The sequence below is a fragment of the Streptomyces sp. UF-297 genome (assembly GCF_058245575.1).
Genome location: NZ_JBSIBZ010000091.1, coordinates 20,507 through 39,982 on the forward strand (window position 1 = coordinate 20,507; position 19,476 = coordinate 39,982).

19 protein-coding genes are annotated in these 19,476 nt (G+C 72.5%); 8 read left to right on the forward strand and 11 right to left on the reverse strand.

What is annotated here, in order from left to right; translation table 11 throughout:
• Positions 1-61: 61 nt before the first annotated feature.
• Positions 62-661 carry a hypothetical protein gene (locus tag AC4IJH_RS35735; RefSeq protein ID WP_490856138.1) on the forward strand — a complete coding sequence of 200 codons (600 nt, stop codon included), beginning with the start codon at positions 62-64 and terminating at the stop codon, positions 659-661.
• Here the strand turns inward: AC4IJH_RS35735 and AC4IJH_RS35740 are convergent.
• Together AC4IJH_RS35740 and AC4IJH_RS35745 are read right to left on the reverse strand one after the other, a co-directional pair.
• Entirely contained in the window at positions 658-1,023 is a 366-nt protein-coding gene (locus AC4IJH_RS35740; RefSeq protein ID WP_490856139.1) for a VOC family protein, read from the reverse strand. The two genes, AC4IJH_RS35735 and AC4IJH_RS35740, sit on opposite strands and share 4 nt — an antisense overlap.
• A gap of 172 nt (positions 1,024-1,195) precedes the next feature.
• Positions 1,196-2,014, reverse strand: coding sequence for a trans-aconitate 2-methyltransferase (locus tag AC4IJH_RS35745; protein WP_490856140.1), 819 nt, complete (start codon positions 2,012-2,014; stop codon positions 1,196-1,198).
• Positions 2,015-2,157: 143 nt separating this feature from the next.
• Here AC4IJH_RS35745 and AC4IJH_RS35750 point away from each other — a divergent pair, with 143 nt between their 5' ends.
• The 3 genes from AC4IJH_RS35750 to AC4IJH_RS35760 all read left to right on the forward strand — a co-directional run bounded on the left by AC4IJH_RS35750 (position 2,158) and on the right by AC4IJH_RS35760 (position 5,768).
• Positions 2,158-2,655 (forward strand): MarR family winged helix-turn-helix transcriptional regulator, encoded by a 498-nt coding sequence (locus tag AC4IJH_RS35750; protein WP_490856141.1) that lies wholly within the window; start codon positions 2,158-2,160, stop codon positions 2,653-2,655.
• Between the two features lie 89 nt (positions 2,656-2,744).
• A complete protein-coding gene (locus tag AC4IJH_RS35755) occupies positions 2,745-3,647 on the forward strand; it encodes an SDR family NAD(P)-dependent oxidoreductase (RefSeq protein WP_490856142.1) in 903 nt (300 codons plus the stop codon).
• 81 nt (positions 3,648-3,728) lie between these two features.
• A complete protein-coding gene (locus tag AC4IJH_RS35760) occupies positions 3,729-5,768 on the forward strand; it encodes a beta-galactosidase (RefSeq protein WP_490856143.1) in 2,040 nt (679 codons plus the stop codon).
• On the opposite strand, the gene AC4IJH_RS35765 is transcribed toward AC4IJH_RS35760, so the two are convergent.
• The 4 genes from AC4IJH_RS35765 to galT form a co-directional block, all read right to left on the reverse strand.
• The gene (locus AC4IJH_RS35765; RefSeq protein ID WP_490856144.1) at positions 5,765-6,544 is read right to left on the reverse strand and encodes a LuxR C-terminal-related transcriptional regulator; all 780 of its coding nucleotides are present in this window, start codon (positions 6,542-6,544) and stop codon (positions 5,765-5,767) included. The two genes, AC4IJH_RS35760 and AC4IJH_RS35765, sit on opposite strands and share 4 nt — an antisense overlap.
• A 366-nt stretch (positions 6,545-6,910) precedes the next feature.
• Complete coding sequence (galK, locus tag AC4IJH_RS35770) at positions 6,911-8,092, reverse strand: galactokinase (RefSeq protein ID WP_490856145.1); 1,182 nt, start codon at positions 8,090-8,092, stop codon at positions 6,911-6,913.
• 13 nt (positions 8,093-8,105) lie between these two features.
• Positions 8,106-9,071: a UDP-glucose 4-epimerase GalE gene (gene galE, locus AC4IJH_RS35775; protein WP_490856146.1), complete on the reverse strand. Its 966-nt coding sequence runs from the start codon at positions 9,069-9,071 to the stop codon at positions 8,106-8,108.
• Positions 9,068-10,114 carry a galactose-1-phosphate uridylyltransferase gene (gene galT / locus AC4IJH_RS35780; protein ID WP_490856147.1) on the reverse strand — a complete coding sequence of 349 codons (1,047 nt, stop codon included), beginning with the start codon at positions 10,112-10,114 and terminating at the stop codon, positions 9,068-9,070. The genes galE and galT overlap by 4 nt, the downstream gene beginning before the upstream one ends.
• A gap of 227 nt (positions 10,115-10,341) precedes the next feature.
• Between galT and AC4IJH_RS35785 the strand changes: the two genes are divergently transcribed.
• Complete coding sequence (locus AC4IJH_RS35785) at positions 10,342-12,015, forward strand: sodium:solute symporter family protein (protein WP_490856148.1); 1,674 nt, start codon at positions 10,342-10,344, stop codon at positions 12,013-12,015.
• Between the two features lie 18 nt (positions 12,016-12,033).
• Positions 12,034-12,342, forward strand: coding sequence for a hypothetical protein (locus tag AC4IJH_RS35790; protein ID WP_490856149.1), 309 nt, complete (start codon positions 12,034-12,036; stop codon positions 12,340-12,342).
• Positions 12,343-12,352: 10 nt separating this feature from the next.
• Here the strand turns inward: AC4IJH_RS35790 and AC4IJH_RS35795 are convergent, their stop codons facing one another.
• Positions 12,353-13,099 (reverse strand): helix-turn-helix transcriptional regulator, encoded by a 747-nt coding sequence (locus AC4IJH_RS35795; RefSeq protein ID WP_490856150.1) that lies wholly within the window; start codon positions 13,097-13,099, stop codon positions 12,353-12,355.
• Between the two features lie 307 nt (positions 13,100-13,406).
• Positions 13,407-15,209, reverse strand: a complete 1,803-nt coding sequence (locus tag AC4IJH_RS35800; RefSeq protein ID WP_490856151.1) for an ABC-F family ATP-binding cassette domain-containing protein — start codon at positions 15,207-15,209, stop codon at positions 13,407-13,409.
• Positions 15,210-15,359: 150 nt separating this feature from the next.
• Here AC4IJH_RS35800 and AC4IJH_RS35805 point away from each other — a divergent pair, with 150 nt between their 5' ends.
• Both AC4IJH_RS35805 and AC4IJH_RS35810 read left to right on the forward strand, forming a co-directional pair.
• Positions 15,360-15,689, forward strand: a complete 330-nt coding sequence (locus tag AC4IJH_RS35805; RefSeq protein ID WP_490856152.1) for a hypothetical protein — start codon at positions 15,360-15,362, stop codon at positions 15,687-15,689.
• A gap of 79 nt (positions 15,690-15,768) precedes the next feature.
• Positions 15,769-16,515 carry an alpha/beta hydrolase family protein gene (locus AC4IJH_RS35810; protein WP_490856153.1) on the forward strand — a complete coding sequence of 249 codons (747 nt, stop codon included), beginning with the start codon at positions 15,769-15,771 and terminating at the stop codon, positions 16,513-16,515.
• A gap of 48 nt (positions 16,516-16,563) precedes the next feature.
• On the opposite strand, the gene AC4IJH_RS35815 is transcribed toward AC4IJH_RS35810, so the two are convergent.
• The 3 genes from AC4IJH_RS35815 to AC4IJH_RS35825 form a co-directional block, all read right to left on the reverse strand.
• Complete coding sequence (locus AC4IJH_RS35815; RefSeq protein ID WP_490856154.1) at positions 16,564-17,466, reverse strand: 4-(cytidine 5'-diphospho)-2-C-methyl-D-erythritol kinase; 903 nt, start codon at positions 17,464-17,466, stop codon at positions 16,564-16,566.
• A complete protein-coding gene (gene rsmA / locus AC4IJH_RS35820) occupies positions 17,463-18,344 on the reverse strand; it encodes a 16S rRNA (adenine(1518)-N(6)/adenine(1519)-N(6))-dimethyltransferase RsmA (RefSeq protein ID WP_490856155.1) in 882 nt (293 codons plus the stop codon). Before rsmA ends, AC4IJH_RS35815 begins: the two co-directional genes overlap by 4 nt.
• On the reverse strand, positions 18,341-19,476 hold a 1,136-nt coding region (locus AC4IJH_RS35825), incomplete at its 5' end, for a resuscitation-promoting factor (protein WP_490856156.1). The genes AC4IJH_RS35825 and rsmA, both read right to left, overlap by 4 nt.

Below are 19,476 nucleotides of genomic sequence, written 5' to 3' on the forward strand. Positions count from 1 at the left end.
TGTTCGACTGAATGAGGAGTGAAGAGCTGTGCGGCCCGCGTTGTTGGAGAGAGTCGTTCCGGTGCTGCCCGGGGGTGAGCGCTTCCTGGGCGGCGTCGAGGTCCACCGTGCCATGTCGCACGGCAACGAGGACGACGCCGATGTGCCGCCGGCCAGGCGGCCGCGGGTGTTCGGCGAGGTGCCGCCCATGTCCGGTGACAGGACCGGCGGTTTTCTGTCTTTCCTTTTCGCCTCCGCCACGGGCAACGAGCCGAAGGCCGAACACGTCAGGGCAACCGGTGACCGGTCGGCCCGGCTGGAGCGGCAGAGGAAGAGCAGCCCGTTTTTCGGCGAGTGGGACAGCCTGGCGGGGCGGTGGCTGGCCGCCGGGCAGCCGCGGTCCAAGACGGGGGTGGTGACCGTACTGGTGCTGACCGACAGCCGTCTGCGCATGGTGTGCGTGCAGCGGCGGCGCGGCGGATCGAAGCTCGGCGATGCCGTCGCCACGGGCGAGGCGTTCGACCGTGGGGCGCTCACCTGGACCCGGCGGTACAGCAAGGGGTGGGACGACTTTCAGTTCGGCTTTCGTGACGGGTCGTGGGGGACGTTCATGATTCCCGACGACAGGGATTTCCTGGAACTGTTTCCCGGGACCCTGGGGCCCAAGGACCCCATCCCCTAGTCACGAACGGCCTCCACGAACTCCAGGCGATTGCCCACCGGGTCCTCGGAGAAGAAGCGGCGGCGGGCGGGGCTGGTGTCGTCCCAGACGACGGGGGCGCCGGCGGTGGCCAGGGTGGTGGCGAAGATGTCGAGGTCGTGGACGCGCAGGGCGGGGTGGGCCTTGCGGGCCGGGCGGAAGGTGGACTCGATGCCGAGGTGGAGTTCGGCCGTACCGGCCTCGAACCAGCAGCCGCCGCGGGCGGCGAGCAGCGGAGGCTTGGGGATCTCCCGCATCCCCAGAACGCCCGCGTAGAACGCGCGCAGGGCGTCCTCGCTGCCCGCGGGAGCGGCGAGCTGTACGTGGTCGAGGCCGGTTATCACTGGCCCATCACCTCGTTTCTCTGCGTCGGTCGGGTCAGTCAGTCGTCTTTCTGGGGCAGTCGTCTCTCTGCGTCGGTCGGGTCAGTCAGTCGTTTCTCTGGGGTGGTCGGGTCAGTCGATCGGGTCGTCGGGCTGGGGCAGTCGGCCGAATCGAGCGGCCGGTCCGGTCGGGCTATTTGATCTTGCAGGCCACTACGAAGATGCGGCGGAAGGGGAAGACGGTGCCGTGCGGGCCGCTGGGGTAGGCCTTGCGCAGCAGGTCGCGGTACTGCGCGAGGAATTCCTCGCGGGCGCCCTCGTCGTCCTCCAGCTCGGTCAGTACGGGGCGCAGGGCGGTGCCCTTGACCCAGTCCAGTACGGGGTCCTCGCCCTGCAGGAGCTGGACGTAGGTGGTCTCCCACGCGTCCACCTCGCACCCCAGGTCGGCCAGCCGCTCCAGGTACTCGGCGGGGCTGAGGATGTGGACGAAGCGCCGGCCGAGGTCACCCAGGCGGCGGCGCCACTGGGGCTCCTCGCACAGGTCGCCGAGGATGGCGTGGCTGGGCGAGGTGAAGTTGCCCGGCACCTGGAAGGCGAGGGTGCCGCCCGGGGTGAGGCCGTCGATCCACGCCGGGAAGGAGGCGGCGTGGTCGGGGACCCACTGCAGGGCCGCGTTGGAGACGATCAGGTCGTACCGCTCCTGGGGTGTCCACGTTCCGGCGTCGGCCGGCGCGAAGTCGAGGTGGCCGCCTCCGGGCGTGGGCCCGGCGTAGGTCTCGGCCTCCTTGAGCATCTCGGCGGAGTTGTCGAAGCCGGTGATGTGCGCGTCGGGCCAGCGGTCGGTCAGCTGGACGGTGACGTTGCCCGGGCCGCAGCCGAGGTCGGCGATGCGGGCGGGGCGGGCGCGGCTGGGGAGTTCTGGTATGCGGCTGAGAAGGTCGTGGAAGGGACGGGTGCGGTGCCCGGCGTGCCGCAGGTACTGCTGTGGATCCCAGGTTGGTGCGACGTGCATGTTCGAACCCCTCTGACAGATTCAGGGCTGGTACAGGCCAACGCGCCGAAGCGCGCGTCCCCGCCGACGATGCCCAATAGTCCATGAAAATATATCTTGACGTCAAGAGACTTCACGTCGACAGACCCTCTACACTGATCGCTATGGAGGACGAGGTCGACCGGTTGGTCGCAGCATGGCGCCGCGAGCGCCCGGACCTCGACGTGGAACCGCTTGAGGTCCTCAGCCGCGTCAGCAGGCTGGCCAGACACCTCGACCGCGCCCGCCGCCTCGCCTTCTCCGAGGTGGGCCTGGAGCCCTGGGAGTTCGACGTGCTCACCGCGCTGCGCCGCGCGGGCGCCCCCTACCAGCTTTCCCCCGGACAGCTGCTCACCCAGACCCTGGTCACCTCCGGCACGATGACCAATCGTATCGACCGCCTCACCAAGAAGGGCCTGGTCGAACGACTGCCCGACCCCAGCGACCGGCGCGGCGTACTGGTCCGCCTCACCCCCGAGGGCCGCGAAGCGGCCGACAAGTCGCTCGCCGGACTGCTGGCCCAGGAGCGGGCGATCCTGGCCGAGCTCTCCCGCCAGGAGCGCGGCGAACTGGCCGCACTGCTAAGGCAGTTGACGGCCCCCTTCGACAACATCCCGGGCTGATCCGGGCCGGGGACAGCGCACCACCACACCGGTGCCCCGCCGGTGCGCCCTCTTGTACGAGCGGGTCCGGGTCGGCTTTCATCGCGGACATGAGTGCGGCGGGCGGCACGGGCATCCCAGACGGCAGTGGCACGGCGGCGGGCAACGGCAGCGCGGGAAGCGGGCCGGCGAAGCCGGGCGCGGCGGGCACGGCGTACGGCAGGTACGCGAAACAGGAGCAGCCCGGTGCGGCCGGGCCGCCGGGGCGCTTCTCGGACCGTACGGTCCTGGTCACCGGTGCCGCGGGCGGCATCGGGGCCGCGGCCGCGCGGCGGCTGGCGGCGGAGGGCGCGGGCGTCCTGCTGCTGGACATCCAGGACGAGCAGGGCGAGCAGACCGCCGAGGACATCCGGGCCCTTGGAGGGCGGGCCTTCTACACGCACTGCGATGTGGCGGCCGAGGCGGACTGGGAGCGGGCGATCAGCGCCGCGCGCGCCCGCTACGGGCCGGTCGACGGGCTCGTGTGCAATGCGTACACGCCCTTCGTCGCGCCCCTGCACGCCACCGAACCCGCCGACTGGAACCACCAGTTGGGGGTCAATCTCACCGGCGCCTATCTGGGGGTGCGGGCCGCGCTGCCCGATCTGCACGAGCACGCGGGGGCGGTGGTGATGACCGCGTCCGTACAGGCCCTGTTCGGCCTGCCGGGGCGGCCCGCCTACGCCGCCTCCAAGGCCGGGCTGACCGGCCTCGCGCGGCAGCTGGCGGTCGAGTACGGGCCGCGGGTACGGGTCAACAGCGTGCTGCCGGGGCCGATCCGCACCCCCGCCTTCGACGGGGTCGAGGAGGCGGACCGGCGGATGACCGAGGAGGCGACGGTCGCCGGGCGGCTGGGGCGGCCCGAGGAGGTGGCGGCCGTCATCGCCTTCCTGCTGTCCGAGGACGCCTCGTACGTGACGGGGGCGTCCATGGTGGTGGACGGCGGCTGGAGCATCTACAAGAAGTCCGTCTGAGGCACGGAGCAGGACAGCGAGCGCTACGGGGGCGCGTACACGGCACGGCACGGGCGTACGACACGACGGCCGGGAGGCCCCATGGGCGTGCACTTCGGCGGCGACTACAACCCCGAGCAGTGGCCCGAGGAGGTGTGGGCCGAGGATCTGCGGCTGATGAAGCGGGCCCGCGTCACCATGGTCACCGCCGGGATCTTCTCCTGGGCCAGGGTCGAACCCCGGCCCGGCGCCTGGGACTTCGCCTGGTTCGACCGGGTCGTGGACGGCCTGGCCGGCGCGGGCATCGCGGTGTGCCTGGCGACGATGACGGCCTCTCCCCCGCCCTGGCTGACCCGGCTGCACCCCGAGGTCCTGCCCCAGGGCCCCGACGGGGTACGCCGCTGGCCCGGCGCCCGGCAGCACTTCTGCCCCTCCAGCCCCGCCTACCGCGACCACGCCGTCCGCCTCGTCGAGCAGCTGGCCGCCCGCTACGCGCGCCATCCGGCGCTGGCCATGTGGCACGTGGGCAACGAGTACGGCTGCCACACCCGCCAGTGCTTCTGCGACCTGTCGGCGGCCGCCTTCCGGCGCTGGCTGCGCAGCCGCTACGGGGACCTGGACGCGCTCAACCAGGCCTGGTCCACGGCCTTTTGGTCGCAGGGCTACGGCGACTGGGAGGAGGTGCTGCCGCCGCGCAGCGCCCCCACCTTCCCCAACCCCGCCCAGCAGCTGGACTACCACCGCTTCTGCGACGGGGAGCTGCGCGCGTGCTACCTGGCGGAGAAGCGGGTGCTGGAGCGGCTGGCGCCCGGGGTGCCGGTGACCACCAATCTGATGCCGCAGCACAAGCCGGTGGACGCGTTCGCCTGGGCCGGCCACATGGACGCGATGGCGCTGGACTTCTACCAGGACCCCTTCGCGCCAGCCGACCACATACGGGCGGCCTTCTCCTTCGACCTGATGCGCTCGGCGCGCGGCGGACAGCCCTGGCTGCTGCTGGAGCAGGCGCCGGGCGCGGTGAACTGGCGGGCGCGCAACGGGCCCAAGCCGCCGGGGGCGATGCGGCTGTGGAGCTGGCAGGCGGTGGCGCAGGGCGCGGACGCGGTGCTGTTCTTCCAGTGGCGCCAGTCGCGCGGCGGGGCGGAGAAGTTCCACTCCGCGATGCTGCCGCACGCCGGTACGGACACCCGGATTTTTGGCGAAGTGACCGAACTGGGGCGGGAGTTGGCGTCCGTACCGCAGATCGCCGGGACCCGGTCGCGGGCAGAGGCGGCGCTGCTGATGGACTGGAACAGCTGGTGGGCGCTGGAGCTGGACTCCCGCCCCAGCACCGCGCTGGAGCACTCCCGGCTCGTACTGGACCACTACCGGCCGCTGTTCGAGGCGGGCGTGGCCTGCGACATCGTGCCGCCCGACCGCGAGCTGTCCGGTTACCGCCTGGCCGTCGTGCCCAATCTGTATCTGCTCACCGAGCGGGACGCCGAGCGCCTGGCCGCGTATGTGCACGGCGGCGGGCACCTGCTGATGTCGTTCTTCTCCGGGATCGTGGACGGCTGCGACCGGCTGCACCCCGGCGGCCACCCGATGCGCGCGCTGCGGGAGGTGCTGGGGCTGCGGGTGGAGGAGTTCTGGCCGCTGGAGCGCGGTGCGAGCGTGGCGGTGGACGGTGTCCCCGCGGCGGGGACGGCGGTACGGCTGCGGGGCCGGGCCGATCTGTGGTCGGAGGCGATCCGCCTCCAGGGCGCCGAAGCCCTCGCGGCCTTCGCGGACGGGGAGCTGGCGGGGCACCCCGCCCTCACCCGGCACGCCTACGGCCGGGGAGTGGCGTGGTACGTGGGCACCCGCCTGGAACCGCCGCTGCTGCGCGCCCTGTTGGACACCGTACGGGAGGAGGCCGGGGTGCGGCCCGTACTGCCCGGGCTCCCCGAAGGGGTGCAGGCCACGGTCCGCGCGGACGGGCACGGCCGCTTCATGTTCCTCCTCAACCACAGCGGCCGGGCCGTCGAGGTCGCCCTGCCGCGCCCGATGACCGACCTGCTGGCAGGCCCGGGCGCCGCCCCCGCCGACCGCGTCGTGCTGCCCGTACGCGCGGTGGCGGTGCTGAGCGACACGGGCGGCGACGCCGGGAGCGCGCGCTCCTAAGGGACCGACACCGAAGCGGCCGTCGCCGGTTCCAGCTCCACCGGGCCCACCCCGGCGCGCCGTGCCAGCGCGACCGCGGCGAGGGTGGAGTGCACCCCCAGCTTGCCCAGGACGTTCTGCATGTGGGTACGGACGGTGTGCGGCGACAGGAACAGCCGCTCGGCGACCGCCTTGCGGCCCAGGCCCGCCACCATGCAGCGCAGCACCTCGCGCTCACGCGGGGTCAGCGACTCCACCAGCCGCTCGCTCTCGGTGCGGTGCTTGCGCGCGGCCGTCAGCTCCCGCAGCACGCCGGTGAGCAGCGCGGGCGGAAGGTGGGTCTCGTCGCGCAGCACACCGCGGATGACGGCGAGCAGCCGGGAGAGCGAGCAGTCCTTGGCGACCCAGCCGCCCGCTCCGGCCTGCAGGGCCGAGGCGGCACGCCGTGGGTCGTCCTTCTCGGCGAGGACGACCGTGCGCAGATACGGGTGGCCCGCGCGGACTCCGGAGACCAGCGAGATGCCGTCGACCGGACCCGCGTCGGGCGGGCCCTCGCGCGGCGCCATGGGCTGCGCGGGCACGGACGCCAGCGGTGCGGCGACGGTGCCGAGGTCGGCGTCGACCAGCATGACGTCGAAGCGCCGGCCGTCGGTGGCCGCGCGCTCCAGGCTGCGCAGGGCGGCCGGGCCGCTCCCGGCGGCGGCCACGTCCACGTCCTGCTCGGCGGCGAGCGCCGCTGCCAGCGACTCGGCGAAGATGCGGTGGTCGTCGACCACCAGAACCCGGATGCGTTGCACTGAGACCCCCTGTCTGGGGATACGGACCTTAGTGGGCACGACGCCCGAGTTGGAGATCGCCGAATCGACACGGCCGCCGCCGTGCACCACTGCTACCCCACCCCGGGCGCCGTACCCGACTGTCTCGCCCCCTGATCAGCACCGGCCCCCACCGGTGCTGTGATTCAGCGTACGGGCGGGGTCCGGTAACGGAAGCCAATTGGCAAAACTGCCCGGCCAACGTGTGCAGCGTGTGGCCAACGGCCCGTTGAGGGACAGATGTCGACAGTGAACGTCCGAAATCGATCGGCGCCGGATCGCGCCGTCCGGCGCTTTCGCGCCTTACAGAACCGTCGCGCCCGTCCTGCGGCCCCCGCCCGTCCCGCCCTACAGCACCCGCCGCGCTCCAGGGCCCGGCTCCGCGGTGAAGATCCGCGGGGTGACGTACCCGGCCGCGGCGAAGGCCTCGGTGACCGCGGCGGTCACCGCGCTTGCCGCCTCCTCCTGGACGAGCACGACCGCCGAGCCGCCGAAGCCGCCGCCGGTCATCCGCGAGCCCAGCGCGCCCGCCGCGTTCGCGGCCTCGACCACCAGGTCCAGCTCCGGGCAGGAGATCTTGAAGTCGTCGCGGAGCGAGGCGTGCCCCTCGGTCAGCAGCGGGCCGATCGCCCGGGTACGGCCCGCGTCCAGGTGCGCCATGACGGCCTCGACCCTGTGGTTCTCGGTCACGATGTGCCGCAGGAGGCCGTCGGTGACGTTGTCGCCGGGCAGCGCGGCGGCCAGTTCGGACCGTGCCGCGGACAGGTGCGCATAGCCCACATCACGCAGCGCGCGCACTCCCAGCGCCCGCGCGGCCCGCTCGCAACCGGCGCGCCGTTCCGCGTACGCGCCGTCTCCCAGTTCGTGCTTCACACGGGTGTCCACGACCAACAGGCGCAGCCCCTGGGCCGCCAAATCGAACGGCACCTGGCGCAGGGAGAGGTCGCGGGTGTCCAGGAAGAGCGCATGGCCCTCGGCGCAGCAGGCGGCCGCGGTCTGGTCCATGATTCCGCAGGGCACGCCGACGAAGGCGTTCTCGGCGCGCTGCGCGAGCTGTGCCAGGCGCTGCCCGGTGAGCCCGAGCCCGTACAGGTCGCTGAGCGCGAGCGCGGTGGCGATCTCCAGGGCGGCCGAGGAGGAGAGCCCGGCGCCGGTGGGCACCGAGCTCTCGTAGTGGAGGTCGGCGCCGCCCACGGGCAGACCGGCCTCGCGCAGTGCCCACACCACGCCCGCCGGGTAGGCGGCCCAGCCGCCGCGGTCCCCTCCTGCGCCGGGCTCCGGGCGCAGGTCGGCCACGCGCAGTTCGACGGTGCCGCCGCGGACGCCGCCGGAGTGGACGCGCAGCACGCCGTCGCCGCGGGCCGAGGCGGCGGCCACGGTGGTGTGCGTGAGCGCCAGCGGCATCACGAAGCCGTCGTTGTAGTCGGTGTGTTCACCGATGAGGTTGACGCGGCCGGGCGCCGCCCACACTCCCGTGGGGGCGGCCCCGAAGACCTCGCCGTAGGCCGCGGCGGTATCGGCTGGGTTCACTCGCTCTCCCGTGTCACTCGGTCTCCCGGCGCTGGGCGAACTCCCAGGCGTCGGCGACGATTCCGGCGAGGTCGGCGCGGCTGGGCTGCCAGCCGAGCTTGTCGGCGGCGTTCTTGGCGGAGGCGACGAGCACGGCCGGGTCGCCGCCACGGCGGGGGGCGACGACCTCGGGGATGGGGTGCCCGGTGACCTTGCGGACGGTCTCGATGACCTCGCGTACGGAGAAGCCGTTGCCGTTGCCGAGGTTGCAGATCAGGTGCTCGCCGTCGGCGGCGTGGTCCAGGGCCAGCAGGTGGGCCTCGGCGAGGTCGGCGACGTGGATGTAGTCGCGTACGCAGGTGCCGTCGGGGGTGGGGTAGTCGTCGCCGAAGACGTTGATGGCCTCGCGCTTGCCCTGGGCGACCTGCAGGACGAGCGGGATGAGGTGCGACTCGGGGTCGTGGCGCTCGCCGCAACTGCCGTACGCGCCCGCGACGTTGAAGTAGCGCAGGGAGACGGCGGCCAGGCCGTGGGCGGCGCACTCGCCGCTGATCATGTGGTCGACGGCGAGCTTGGTGGCGCCGTAGGGGTTGGTGGGGGCGGTCGGCGCGGTCTCCAGGATCGGGACCTGCTCGGGCTCGCCGTAGGTGGCGGCGGTGGAGGAGAAGACGAGCTTGCGCACGCCCGCCGCGCGCATGGCCGCCAGCAGCGCCATGGTGCCGCCGACGTTGTTGACCCAGTACTTCTCGGGGTTGACCACGGACTCGCCGACCTGGGAGAAGGCGGCGAAGTGCAGGACGGCGTCGAAGCTGGAGTCCAGCCAATTGGCGGCGTCCTGAATGCGCCCCTCGATGAACTGCGCGCCCTGCGGAATGCCCTCGCGGTGGCCGGTGGACAGGTCGTCCAGCACCGTCACCTGGTGCCCGGCCTCCAGCAGGTGCGCCGCCACGACGCTGCCGACATATCCCGCGCCACCCGTGACCAGGTACTTCTTGCTCACTTGCTCGCTACCTCTCGCAGTCGCTGTGCCGCGGCCTCCGGCGGCACGTCGTTGATGAACACATCCATGCCGGACTCGGAGCCCGCGAGGAACTTCAGCTTGCCCGACGTACGGCGAATGGTGAAAAGCTCCAGGTGCAGAGCGAATTCTTTGCGGTGTTTTGCGCGGAAGGGCGCCTGGTGCCAGGCCGCGATGTACGGGGTGGGGGGCGCGTCCCGGCCGAAGAGGCGGTCGAAGCGCTTGAGGAGCTCCAGATAGACCCGCGGGAATTCGGCGCGCGCCTCCTCCTCCAGGGCGGGCAGGTCGGGGACCCGGCGCCGGGGGTAGAGGTGGACCTCGTAGGGCCAGTGGGCGGCGTAGGGGACGAAGGCGGCCCAGTGCTCGCCCTCCAGGACGACGCGGGAGCCGTCGGCCAGCTCCTCGGCCACGGCGTCGTCGAAGAGGTTGCGCCCGCCGGTGTGCTCCAGGTGGCCCGCCAGTGAGGTGAGCATGCGCGCGGTGCGCGGGGTGGTGAAGGGGTAGGCGTAGATCTGGCCGTGCGGGTGGCCGAGGGTGACGCCGATCTCCTCGCCGCGGTTCTCGAAGCAGAAGACCTGTTCCACGCCCGGGAGTTGGGACAGCTCGGCGGTGCGGTCGGTCCAGGCGTCCAGGACCAGGGCGGCCTGCTGCTCGTCCAGGTCGGCGAAGGAGGCGTCGTGGTCGGGGGTGAAGCAGACCACCTCGCAGCGGCCGCTCGCGCCGGCCAGGGAGGGGAAGCGGTTCTCGAAGACGACGACGTCGTAGTCGGCCGCGGGGATCTCCGAGGCGCGGCCGTCGCGGGAGGGGCACAGCGGGCAGCGGTCGGCCGGCGGGTGGTAGGTGCGGTCCTGGCGGTGCGAGGCGATGGCGACGGCGTCGCCCAGCAGGCGGTCGTGGCGGATCTCGGAGGCGGTGGAGACGGGCGCCGGCGGGCGGCGGTCGACGGCTTCGCGTACGGCGTCGTCGCGCGCGTCGAAGTAGATCAGCTCCCGGCCGTCCGCGAGCCGCGTCGTCGTCTTCTTCACGGGAGCTCCTCACCGCTACGACCAAACACAAACAAACACAATGAAGCACAAGTAAACAGTCGCGTCAACGCTCCGACCAGCCACCGACATTTCGCCCCACAACGCCCGCCTCGCTCACCATCCAACAAAAACAATCAACAAAACTGTTCAGCTTCTGCCGATCGGGACGTAGCTTTCTGTGCGTTCACGCAAGAACGCGCCACAGACGCTAAAGAAGCGAGTGCTCCATGATCACTCTGGCCGAAGGGCTCCGGCTCCCCACCAACGGGCTCGACTACGCCATCCTGGCCCTCTACTTCGTCGTCGTCCTCGGCATCGGCTTCGCCGCCAAACGCAGCGTGAAGACCAGCCTGGACTTCTTCCTCTCCGGCAGGTCGCTGCCCGCCTGGGTCACCGGCCTCGCCTTCGTCGCCGCCAATCTGGGCGCCACCGAGATCCTCGGCATGGCGGCCAACGGCGCGCAGTACGGGGCGTACACCGTGCACTGGTACTGGATCGGCGCCATCCCGGCCATGGTCTTCCTGGGCCTGGTGATGATGCCCTTCTACTACGGCTCCAAGGTCCGCTCGGTGCCCGAGTTCCTGCTGCACCGCTTCGGGCCGTCCTCGCACCTGCTGTCCTCGGTGATCTTCGCCGTCTCCTCCGTGCTGATCGCGGGCGTGAACCTGTACGCGATGGCGATCGTGCTGGAGGCGCTGCTGGGCTGGCCGGAGTGGGTGGCGATCGTCGTCGCGGGCTTCTTCGTGCTGGCGTACATCACCATCGGCGGGCTGTCCTCGGCGATCTACAACGAGGTGCTGCAGTTCTTCGTCATCCTGGCCGCGCTGATCCCGCTGACGATCGTGGGCCTCAAGCGGGTCGGCGGCTGGGACGGGCTGACCGGCTCGCTGACCGCCTCCCGCGGTGACAACTTCCTTACGGCGTGGGGCGGTACGGGCATCGGCTCGCCCAACCCGCTGGGCGCGAACTGGCTGACCATCGTGCTGGGCCTCGGCTTCGTGATGAGCTTCGGCTACTGGACGACCAACTTCGCCGAGGTGCAGCGCGCGCTGTCCGCGAAGAACCTCTCCGCGGCCAAGCGCACTCCGCTGATCGCCGCCTTCCCCAAGATCCTCATCCCGATGGTCGTGGTGGTGCCCGGGCTGATCGCACTGGTCATGGAGCCCGCGCTGGGCAGGGGCGGCAAGGACGGGCTCCAGTACAACGACGCGATCCCGGTGCTGATGCGCGACCTGCTGCCCAACGGGGTGCTGGGCATCGCCGTCACCGGTCTGCTCGCGGCGTTCATGGCCGGAATGGCGGCGAACGTCTCGTCCTTCAACACCGTTTTCACCAACGACATCTGGGGCGCGTACCTGAAGAAGGGCCGCCCGGACGCGTACTACCTCAAGACCGGCCGGGTGGTCACCGCGGTCGGCGTGCTGATCGGCATGGGGACGGCGTTCATCGCCTCGTCCTTCAGCAACATCATGAATTACCTGCAGACGCTGTTCTCGTTCTTCAACGTCCCGCTGTTCGTGGTCTTCGTCATCGGCATGTTCTGGAAGCGCACCAGCGCGGCGGCCGGTTTCTGGGGCCTGCTGTCGGGCACGGCCGCGGCGATGGTCAACTACTTCTGGCTCTACAAAGGCGGGGTCATCGCCATCCCCTCCGACCAGGGTGCCAACTTCGTCTCCTCGATCGTGGCCTTCGCGGTGGGCGCGGTGGTGATGTTCGCGGTCACCCTCGTCACCAAGCCGCGGCCCGCCCAGTCGCTGGCCGGGCTGGTGTACGGCACCAGGTCGCCCGGCATGCAGGAGCTGCCCGCCGAGGGCGACGACGCCTGGTACCGCAGGCCGGCCCTGCTGGGCTGGGGCGCGGTCGTGCTGGCCGCCGCCTGCTACCTCCCCTTCTCGCTGTGAGCCAGGTCAGGAGCGACCATGAGTGAGTACCGGAAGCAGGTCGAAAAGCTGGAGCGCGAGTCGGCCAGTGCCGCGCGGCTCTTCGACGTACGGCGCATCATCGGCGGGCTGTTCGTCGTCTACGGCGTGATCGTCACCATCGCGGGCCTGACCGCCTCCGACGCCGACCTGAAGAAGGCCCAGGACATCAACATCAACCTCTGGACGGGCCTGGGCATGCTCGCCCTGGGGCTGTTCTTCCTGCTGTGGATGTGGCTGCGGCCCGCCGTCCCGCCGGCGGCCGAGGACCTTGCCGAGGCGCGGGAGGAACCCCCGGCCGGGCACTGATCCACGGCCTCTAAGGCGGTGGGACCGCTCTCGGCCCCACCGCGTCGGCCTCCCCGCCGCCGCCCGTACCGCTCCCGGAGCCGCCCGAGGTGCGCGTCGCCGCGCGGTCCAGCAGTCCCGTGCGCGCCGCCAGCGCCGCCGCCTCCAGCCTCGACCCCACGCCCAGCTTCATCAGCACCCGCTGGACGTGCGTACGGGCGGTGCTGGGCGCGATGCCCATCCCGGCCGCGATCAGCCGGGTGTCCTCGCCCTCGGCGACCCGCACCAGCACCTCCACCTCGCGCGGGGTGAGCATCTGCAGCAGCCGCGCGCCCTCGTCGTCCGGCTGCGCCGCCGGGTGCAGCAGCTCCTGGAAGGCCTGCTGCAGCAGCTGCGGCGCGATCGCCGCCTCCCCTGCCCTGGCCTTCATCATGGCCCGCTCCACGCCCTCGATGCGCTCGTCGTGGCGTACGTACCCGGAGGCGCCCGCGGCGAAGGCGGCCGCTATGCCCCTGGGGTTGGGTACCGGCCCCAGCACCACGACCGCGACCTGCGGCCGCTCCTTCTTGATCCGCACCACCGGGTCGAAGACCCCCGGCTCGGCGGGGGACGCCGTGCCCAGCAGGCACACCTCCGGCGCCCTGCTCACCACCAGGTCCGCCGCACCCGCGCTCGGCGCGGCCGCGGCCAGCACTCGGTGCCCGCGCAACTTCAAGGCCGAGGCGAGTGCCTCGGCGAGCAGTCGGTGATCGTCGACCACCATGAGCCGCACGCCCATCGCAACCCCCCATTCCCCGGCGAGCCCAGCCCCCCGGCCCTCGCCAGGCCCCTTGCCCCCGGAAGCTACACGCTTGTTCGACATCGCGCGCCCCTTACTGGGAAGAAGCCTGTCGGAATGCAGAAATCCCGGCCATTCAGGGCCAGTTGCCTGCCGTCCCCGGCCGAAGTCCGTCCGATCATGACACTGCCCCGGCATCGGGGTGTCCAGACGCCCTCGGGAAAGGTGCCACAGAGCAAACTCCACCGACCCGCCCCGCACCGGCCAACCTCGGGCCGGTGCGGCGGGCCGTTCGCGCTGCGCGCCGCTACGCGTCCTCGGCCAGCTCCAGCCAGCGCATCTCCAGCTCCTCGCGCTCGCCCGCCAGCTTGCGCAGGTCGGCGTCCAGTTCGGCGACCTTGGCGAAGTCGGTGGCGTTCTCGGCGATCTGCGCGTGCAGCCTGGCCTCCTTGTCGCCGACCTTGTCCAACTGCCGCTCGATCTTCTGGAGTTCCTTCTGGGCCGCGCGGTTGACGGCGGCGGACTTCTGCTTGGGCGCCTCGGCGGCCGGGGCGGGCGCGGGCGACGCCGCCTCGATGACCTGCTGCCGGCGCTCCAGGTACTCGTCCAGGCCGCGCGGCAGCATCCGCAGCGTCGCGTCGCCCAGCAGCGCGAAGACGCGGTCGGTGGTGCGCTCGACGAAGTACCGGTCGTGGCTGATGACCACCAGCGAGCCGGGCCAGCCGTCCAGCAGGTCCTCCAGCTGCGTCAGCGTCTCGATGTCCAGGTCGTTGGTCGGCTCGTCCAGGAACAGGACGTTGGGCTCGTCCATCAGCAGCCGCAGGATCTGCAGGCGGCGGCGCTCACCGCCGGAGAGGTCGCCCACCGGCGTCCACTGCTTCTCCTTGGTGAAGCCGAACTTCTCGCACAGCTGCCCGGCGCTCATCTCCCGGCCCTTGCCCAGGTCCACGCGCTCGCGCACCTGCTGTACGGCCTCCAGCACCCGCCAGGTGGGGTCGAGTTCGCCGACCTCCTGTGAGAGATAGGCCAGTTTCACGGTCTTGCCGACCACGATCCGGCCCGCCGCGGGCTGCTGTTCGCCCTGGGTGCGGGCGGCCGCGGCCAGCGCGCGCAGGAGCGAGGTCTTGCCCGCGCCGTTGACGCCGACCAGGCCGATCCGGTCGCCGGGGCCCAGCTGCCAGGTCACGTGCTTGAGCAGCGTCTTGGGCCCGGCCTGCACGGTGATGTCTTCCAGGTCGAAGACGGTCTTGCCCAGCCGGGAGCCGGCGAACTTCATCAGCTCGGCCTTGTCGCGCGGCGGCGGCACGTCCGCGATCAGCTCGTTGGCGGCCTCGATGCGAAAGCGCGGCTTGCTCGTACGGGCCGGGGCGCCGCGCCGCAGCCAGGCCAGCTCCTTGCGCATCAGGTTCTGCCGCTTGGCCTCTTCGGTGGCGGCGATCCGCTCCCGCTCGGCGCGCGCGAAGACGTAGTCGCTGTAGCCGCCCTCGTACTCGTGGACGTCCCCGCGCTGTACGTCCCACATGCGGGTGCAGACCTGGTCCAGGAACCAGCGGTCGTGGGTGACCACGACGAGCGCGGAGCGGCGGGCCTGGAGGTGGCGGGCCAGCCAGGAGATGCCCTCGACGTCCAGGTGGTTGGTCGGCTCGTCCAGGACGATCAGGTCCTGGTCGGCGATGAGCAGCTTGGCCAGCGCGATACGGCGGCGCTCGCCGCCGGAGAGCGGGCCGATGACGGTGTCCAGGCCCTGCCCGAAGCCCGGCAGGTCCAGGCCGCCGAACAGCCCGGTGAGCACATCGCGGATCTTGGCGTTGCCCGCCCACTCGTGGTCGGCGAGATCGCCGATGACCTCGTGGCGGACGGTGGCGGCCGGGTCGAGGGAGTCGTGCTGGGTCAGTACGCCCAGGCGCAGGCCGCCGGCGTGGGTGACCCGGCCCTCGTCGACGTCCTCCAGCTTGGCCAGAATGCGGATCAGCGTGGTCTTGCCGTCGCCGTTGCGCCCCACGACGCCGATCCGGTCCCCCTCGTTGACGCCCAGGGAGACGCCGTCGAGCAGCGAACGCAGCGCGTACGCCTTGCCGACGGCTTCCAGATTGACGAGATTGACGGCCATCTCACTCCTGATCTCGGGACCCTGCGCGGATCGTGCGGTCTTCCAGACTAGTCGCCGCCCGCGAGGTGCCCGGGCCTCGGCCGGGGCCGCCGGACACGCCCGGGGCCGGCCGCCGCCGGGCGGGCGGGCGGCGCCCCTACCCTCGCGTCCATGGAACCGGACCGGCCACCGAGCGGCCCCGTCGAGATCGCCGTACGGGTCGTGGCCGCGGTGGTGCTGCTCGGCTTCGCCGCGCTGACCTTCGTCTTCGGCCTGTTCGCCGCGATGGCGAGCGACGGCTGCGGGCCGCACGACCCGCGCCTGATCTGTACGGCGGGCGGCCAGCTCACCGTCACCTTCGTCCCGCTCTGCGCCGCCCTGGCCGCCGCGGCCCTGACGGTCTGGGGCGTGCTGACCCGCCGCCCGTCGGGCCTGCTGGGCGTACTGGCCGCGGGGACGCTGCTGCTGGCGTCGTGGGTGGTGGTGCTGGCGGTGCTGTGACCGGCGCGGCCCCGGCTCGCGCGCAAATGAGGCTCCAGGGGCGGGAGTTCACTTCTGGGTCCGTTGGTAACGTGGCGCGATGAGCGCGGATCACGAAGTGGATGTGGCGTACGGGCTGCCCTACCTGCCCGGCGGGAAGCTCCTGGACCTCTACCGGCCGCTGGGCACGGCGGGCCCCTCCCCGGCCGTCCTGCTGTGGCACGGCATCGGCGGCGACGAGCGGGACGTCCTCGCGCCCCTCGCCCGGGCAACCGCCGCGCGCGGGGTGAGCGTCTACGTACCGGACTGGCGGGCCGACGACCCCGGCAGCGGCCGCTCGCAGCTGCTGGCGTCGCTGGAGTACGTACGGGAGCGGGCGGCCGGGCAGCACGGCGGGCGGCTCGTGGCGGCCGGGTGGTCCGCCGGGGCGTCGGCCGCGGTGGGGCTGGCGCTGCGGCCCGGGGCCGCGGGCGCGGCCGCCTGGCGCCCCACCGCCGTGGTCGGCATAGCGGGCCGTTACGACCTGCGCTCCTTCACCACCGGCACATGCCTGCTCGACGACCTCGCCGAGGGGGTCCGCCCGCAGTGCCCGGTCCGCCTGCTGCACGGCGCCGACGACCCGGTCGTCCCCGCCCGGCACACCCGCGACTTCGTCGCCGCCGCCTCCAAGGACCCGTCCGCCGAGGTGACGTACGAGGAGTCCGGCAGCGACCACGCCGGCGTGATCATGACCGAGTACGACCCCACGACCGACCGCTGCGTCCCCACCACGGCCGAACACGCGGTGCGCTCCGGCGGGTTGACAGTACGCACGCTCGCCGACGCGGCCGGGGTGACAGCAGCCTGAGCGCTCCGCGGGGAGCACGGCCGTGGGACCGCGGGCTGACGACAGGCCCTAGGAGACCACCGTCGCGCCCCGCGCAGGGCTGTCGGCGATGCGGACGGCGCGGCAGGTGCCCGAGGCGAGAAGGGTGTCGGCGATGTCGCCCGCCGCTTCGCGGTCCTTGGCGAGGAAAGCGGTGGTGGGGCCGGAGCCGGAGACGAGGGCGGCCAGGGCGCCGGCCGCGGTGCCCGCGGCGAGGGTGTCGGCGAGGGAGGGGCGCAGGGAGAGGGCCGCGGGCTGGAGGTCGTTGGCGAGGTGTGCGGCCAGGGTCACGGCGTCGCCGGTGCGCAGGGCGTCCAGGAGGGCGGGCGAGGCCTGCGGGAGGGGGATGTCGCTGCCTTCGGCGAGGCGGTCGAACTCGCGGTAGACGGCCGGGGTGGACAGGCCGCCGTCGGCGACCGCGAAGACCCAGTGGAAGGAGCCGCCGACCTCCAGGGGCTCCAGGCGCTCGCCGCGGCCGGTGCCCAGGGCCGCGCCGCCGACCAGACTGAAGGGGACGTCGCTGCCCAACTCGGCGCAGACGGCGAGGAGTTCGTCCCGGGAGGCGCCGGTGCCCCACAGGGCGTCGCAGGCCAGCAGGGCGCCCGCGCCGTCCGCGCTGCCGCCCGCCATGCCGCCCGCGACGGGGATGTCCTTGGCGATGTGCAGGTGGACGTCGGGTGCGATGCCGTGCCGGGCGGCCAGGAGCTCGGCGGCGCGGGCCGCCAGGTTCGTCGCGTCCAGCGGGACCTGGTGGGCGTCCGGGCCCGAGCAGGTGATCCGCAGGGTGTCCGCCGGGGTCGCGGTGACCTCGTCGTAGAGGCCGACCGCGAGGAAGACGTTGGCCAGGTCGTGGAAGCCGTCGGGGCGGGCGGCGCCGACCGCCAGCTGGACGTTGACCTTCGCGGGGACCCGTACGGTGATGGGCGAGGTCACTGGGCTGCTCCCTTGTGCTCGGCGATGCGGGCGAACTCCTCGACGGTGAGCGCCTCGCCGCGCGCCTGCGGCGAGATCCCGGCGGCCACCAGCGCGGCCTCGGCACCGGCCGCGGAACCCGCCCAGCCCGACAGGGCGGCGCGCAGCGTCTTGCGGCGCTGGGCGAAGGCGGCGTCCACGACCGCGAAGACCTCCTCGCGCGAGGCGGTGGTCGCCACCGGCTTCTCGCGGCGGACCAGCGAGACCAGGCCGGAGTCGACGTTGGGCGCGGGCCAGAAGACGTTGCGGCCGATCGAGCCGGCCCGCTTGACCTCGGCGTACCAGTTGGCCTTGACCGAGGGCACGCCGTAGACCTTGTTGCCGGGGCGGGCCGCGAGCCGGTCGGCGACCTCGGCCTGGACCATGACCAGGGTGCGGTCGATGGTGGGGAAGGTCGCGAGCATGTGGAGCAGCACCGGCACCGCGACGTTGTAGGGGAGGTTGGCGACCAGCGCGGTGGGCGCGGGGCCCGGCAGCTCGGTGACCTGCATGGCGTCGCTGTGGACCAGCGCGAAGCGATCGGCGCGCTCGGGCAGGCGGGCGGCGACGGTGGAGGGCAGCGCCGCGGCCAGCACCTCGTCGATCTCGACGGCGGTGACCCGGTCGGCGGCCTCCAGCAGGGCCAGGGTCAGCGAGCCGAGCCCGGGGCCGACCTCGACGACCACGTCGTCCTCGCGCACCTCGGCGGTACGCACGATCCGGCGCACCGTATTGGCGTCGATGACGAAGTTCTGGCCGCGCTGCTTGGTGGGGCGCACGCCCAGCGCGGCGGCCAGCTCGCGGATGTCGGCCGGGCCCAGAAGCGGGCCGTTGTCTTCGGTCAAACTGCTGTCGCTCACTGGTGCAGCTTACGGCCGCAGTGCGGCCACGGGCTCGCCCCCCGGCTGATGTAGAGCTTCTTGGCCCGGAAGGTCTGCTCGGAGGCGGGGGCGTCCTGCGGTCTGCCGCTGCCGCCCAGGCCCTGCCAGGTGCGTACGTCGAACTGGTAGAGGCCGCCGTAGGTGCCCGAGGGGTCCACGGCGTTCGGCCGGCCGCCGGCCTCGCAGTGCGCGAGCCCGGACCAGTTCAGGTCGTCCGCGCCCTGCACGGAGGAGGGCATCGACTTGGTGCCGACGTGCACGACCTGATCGCGCGGCCGGCGCACGATCTCCGCCTCCAGCCGCCTGGGCTTCTGCTTGACGCCGTTGACGGTGCGCAGCTGGTACGTGACGCGCTTCACGCCCGGCTGCCCCTGCTGGACCACCGACTCGGTGCCCTTGAACAGGTTCGGGTCGCTGCGCCGCACCGTCTTGAAGCCGATGGCCTCCTCGCGCACCTCCTTGGAGCCGGTGACGCGCATGACGGAGATGGTCTGGCCCTCGCGCGGGAAGCTGTCGGGCGGCACGGAGGTGGTGTCGTCGCCGCGCAGCGCGATCCCGGCCTGTTCCATGGCCTCGCGCACGGTCGCGGCGTTGGTGCGGATGGTGCGCTCGCGCCCGTCGGCCATGAACACGACGCTGCGCTCGGTGCGTACGGCCAGGTCCATGCCGTGCCGTGCGATGCGCTGGGAGCGGGTGGTGGACAGGTAGGCGCCCTCGGCGCGCACGCCCAGCTGACGCAGCGCCCCGGCGACGGTCTCGGCGGTGGTCCACACCTGGCGCCGCTCGCCGTCCAGGGTGAGCATCAGGGGGCGGCCGCGGCGCACGACGACCTCGTCGCCGCTGGCCAGTTCGCTGCCCGGGGAGGGCGCGACGAGGTCGTGCCGGCCGATCTCCAGGTCTTCGGCGGCCAGCAGCTCGCCGACGTCGTCGGCGAAGGTGTGCAGGGTGCGCGGGGTGCCGTCGACGCTGAGCCGGATGGCCTTGTCGTTGGCGATGAAGGCGGAGGTGCCGCCCGCGAGGAAGGCGACCACCAGGGCCTGGGGCAGCAGCCGGCGCAGCGGGTCGGGGCGCTCGGAGGTGCGCCGGCGGCGGGCGGCGCGCCGGGCGGCGG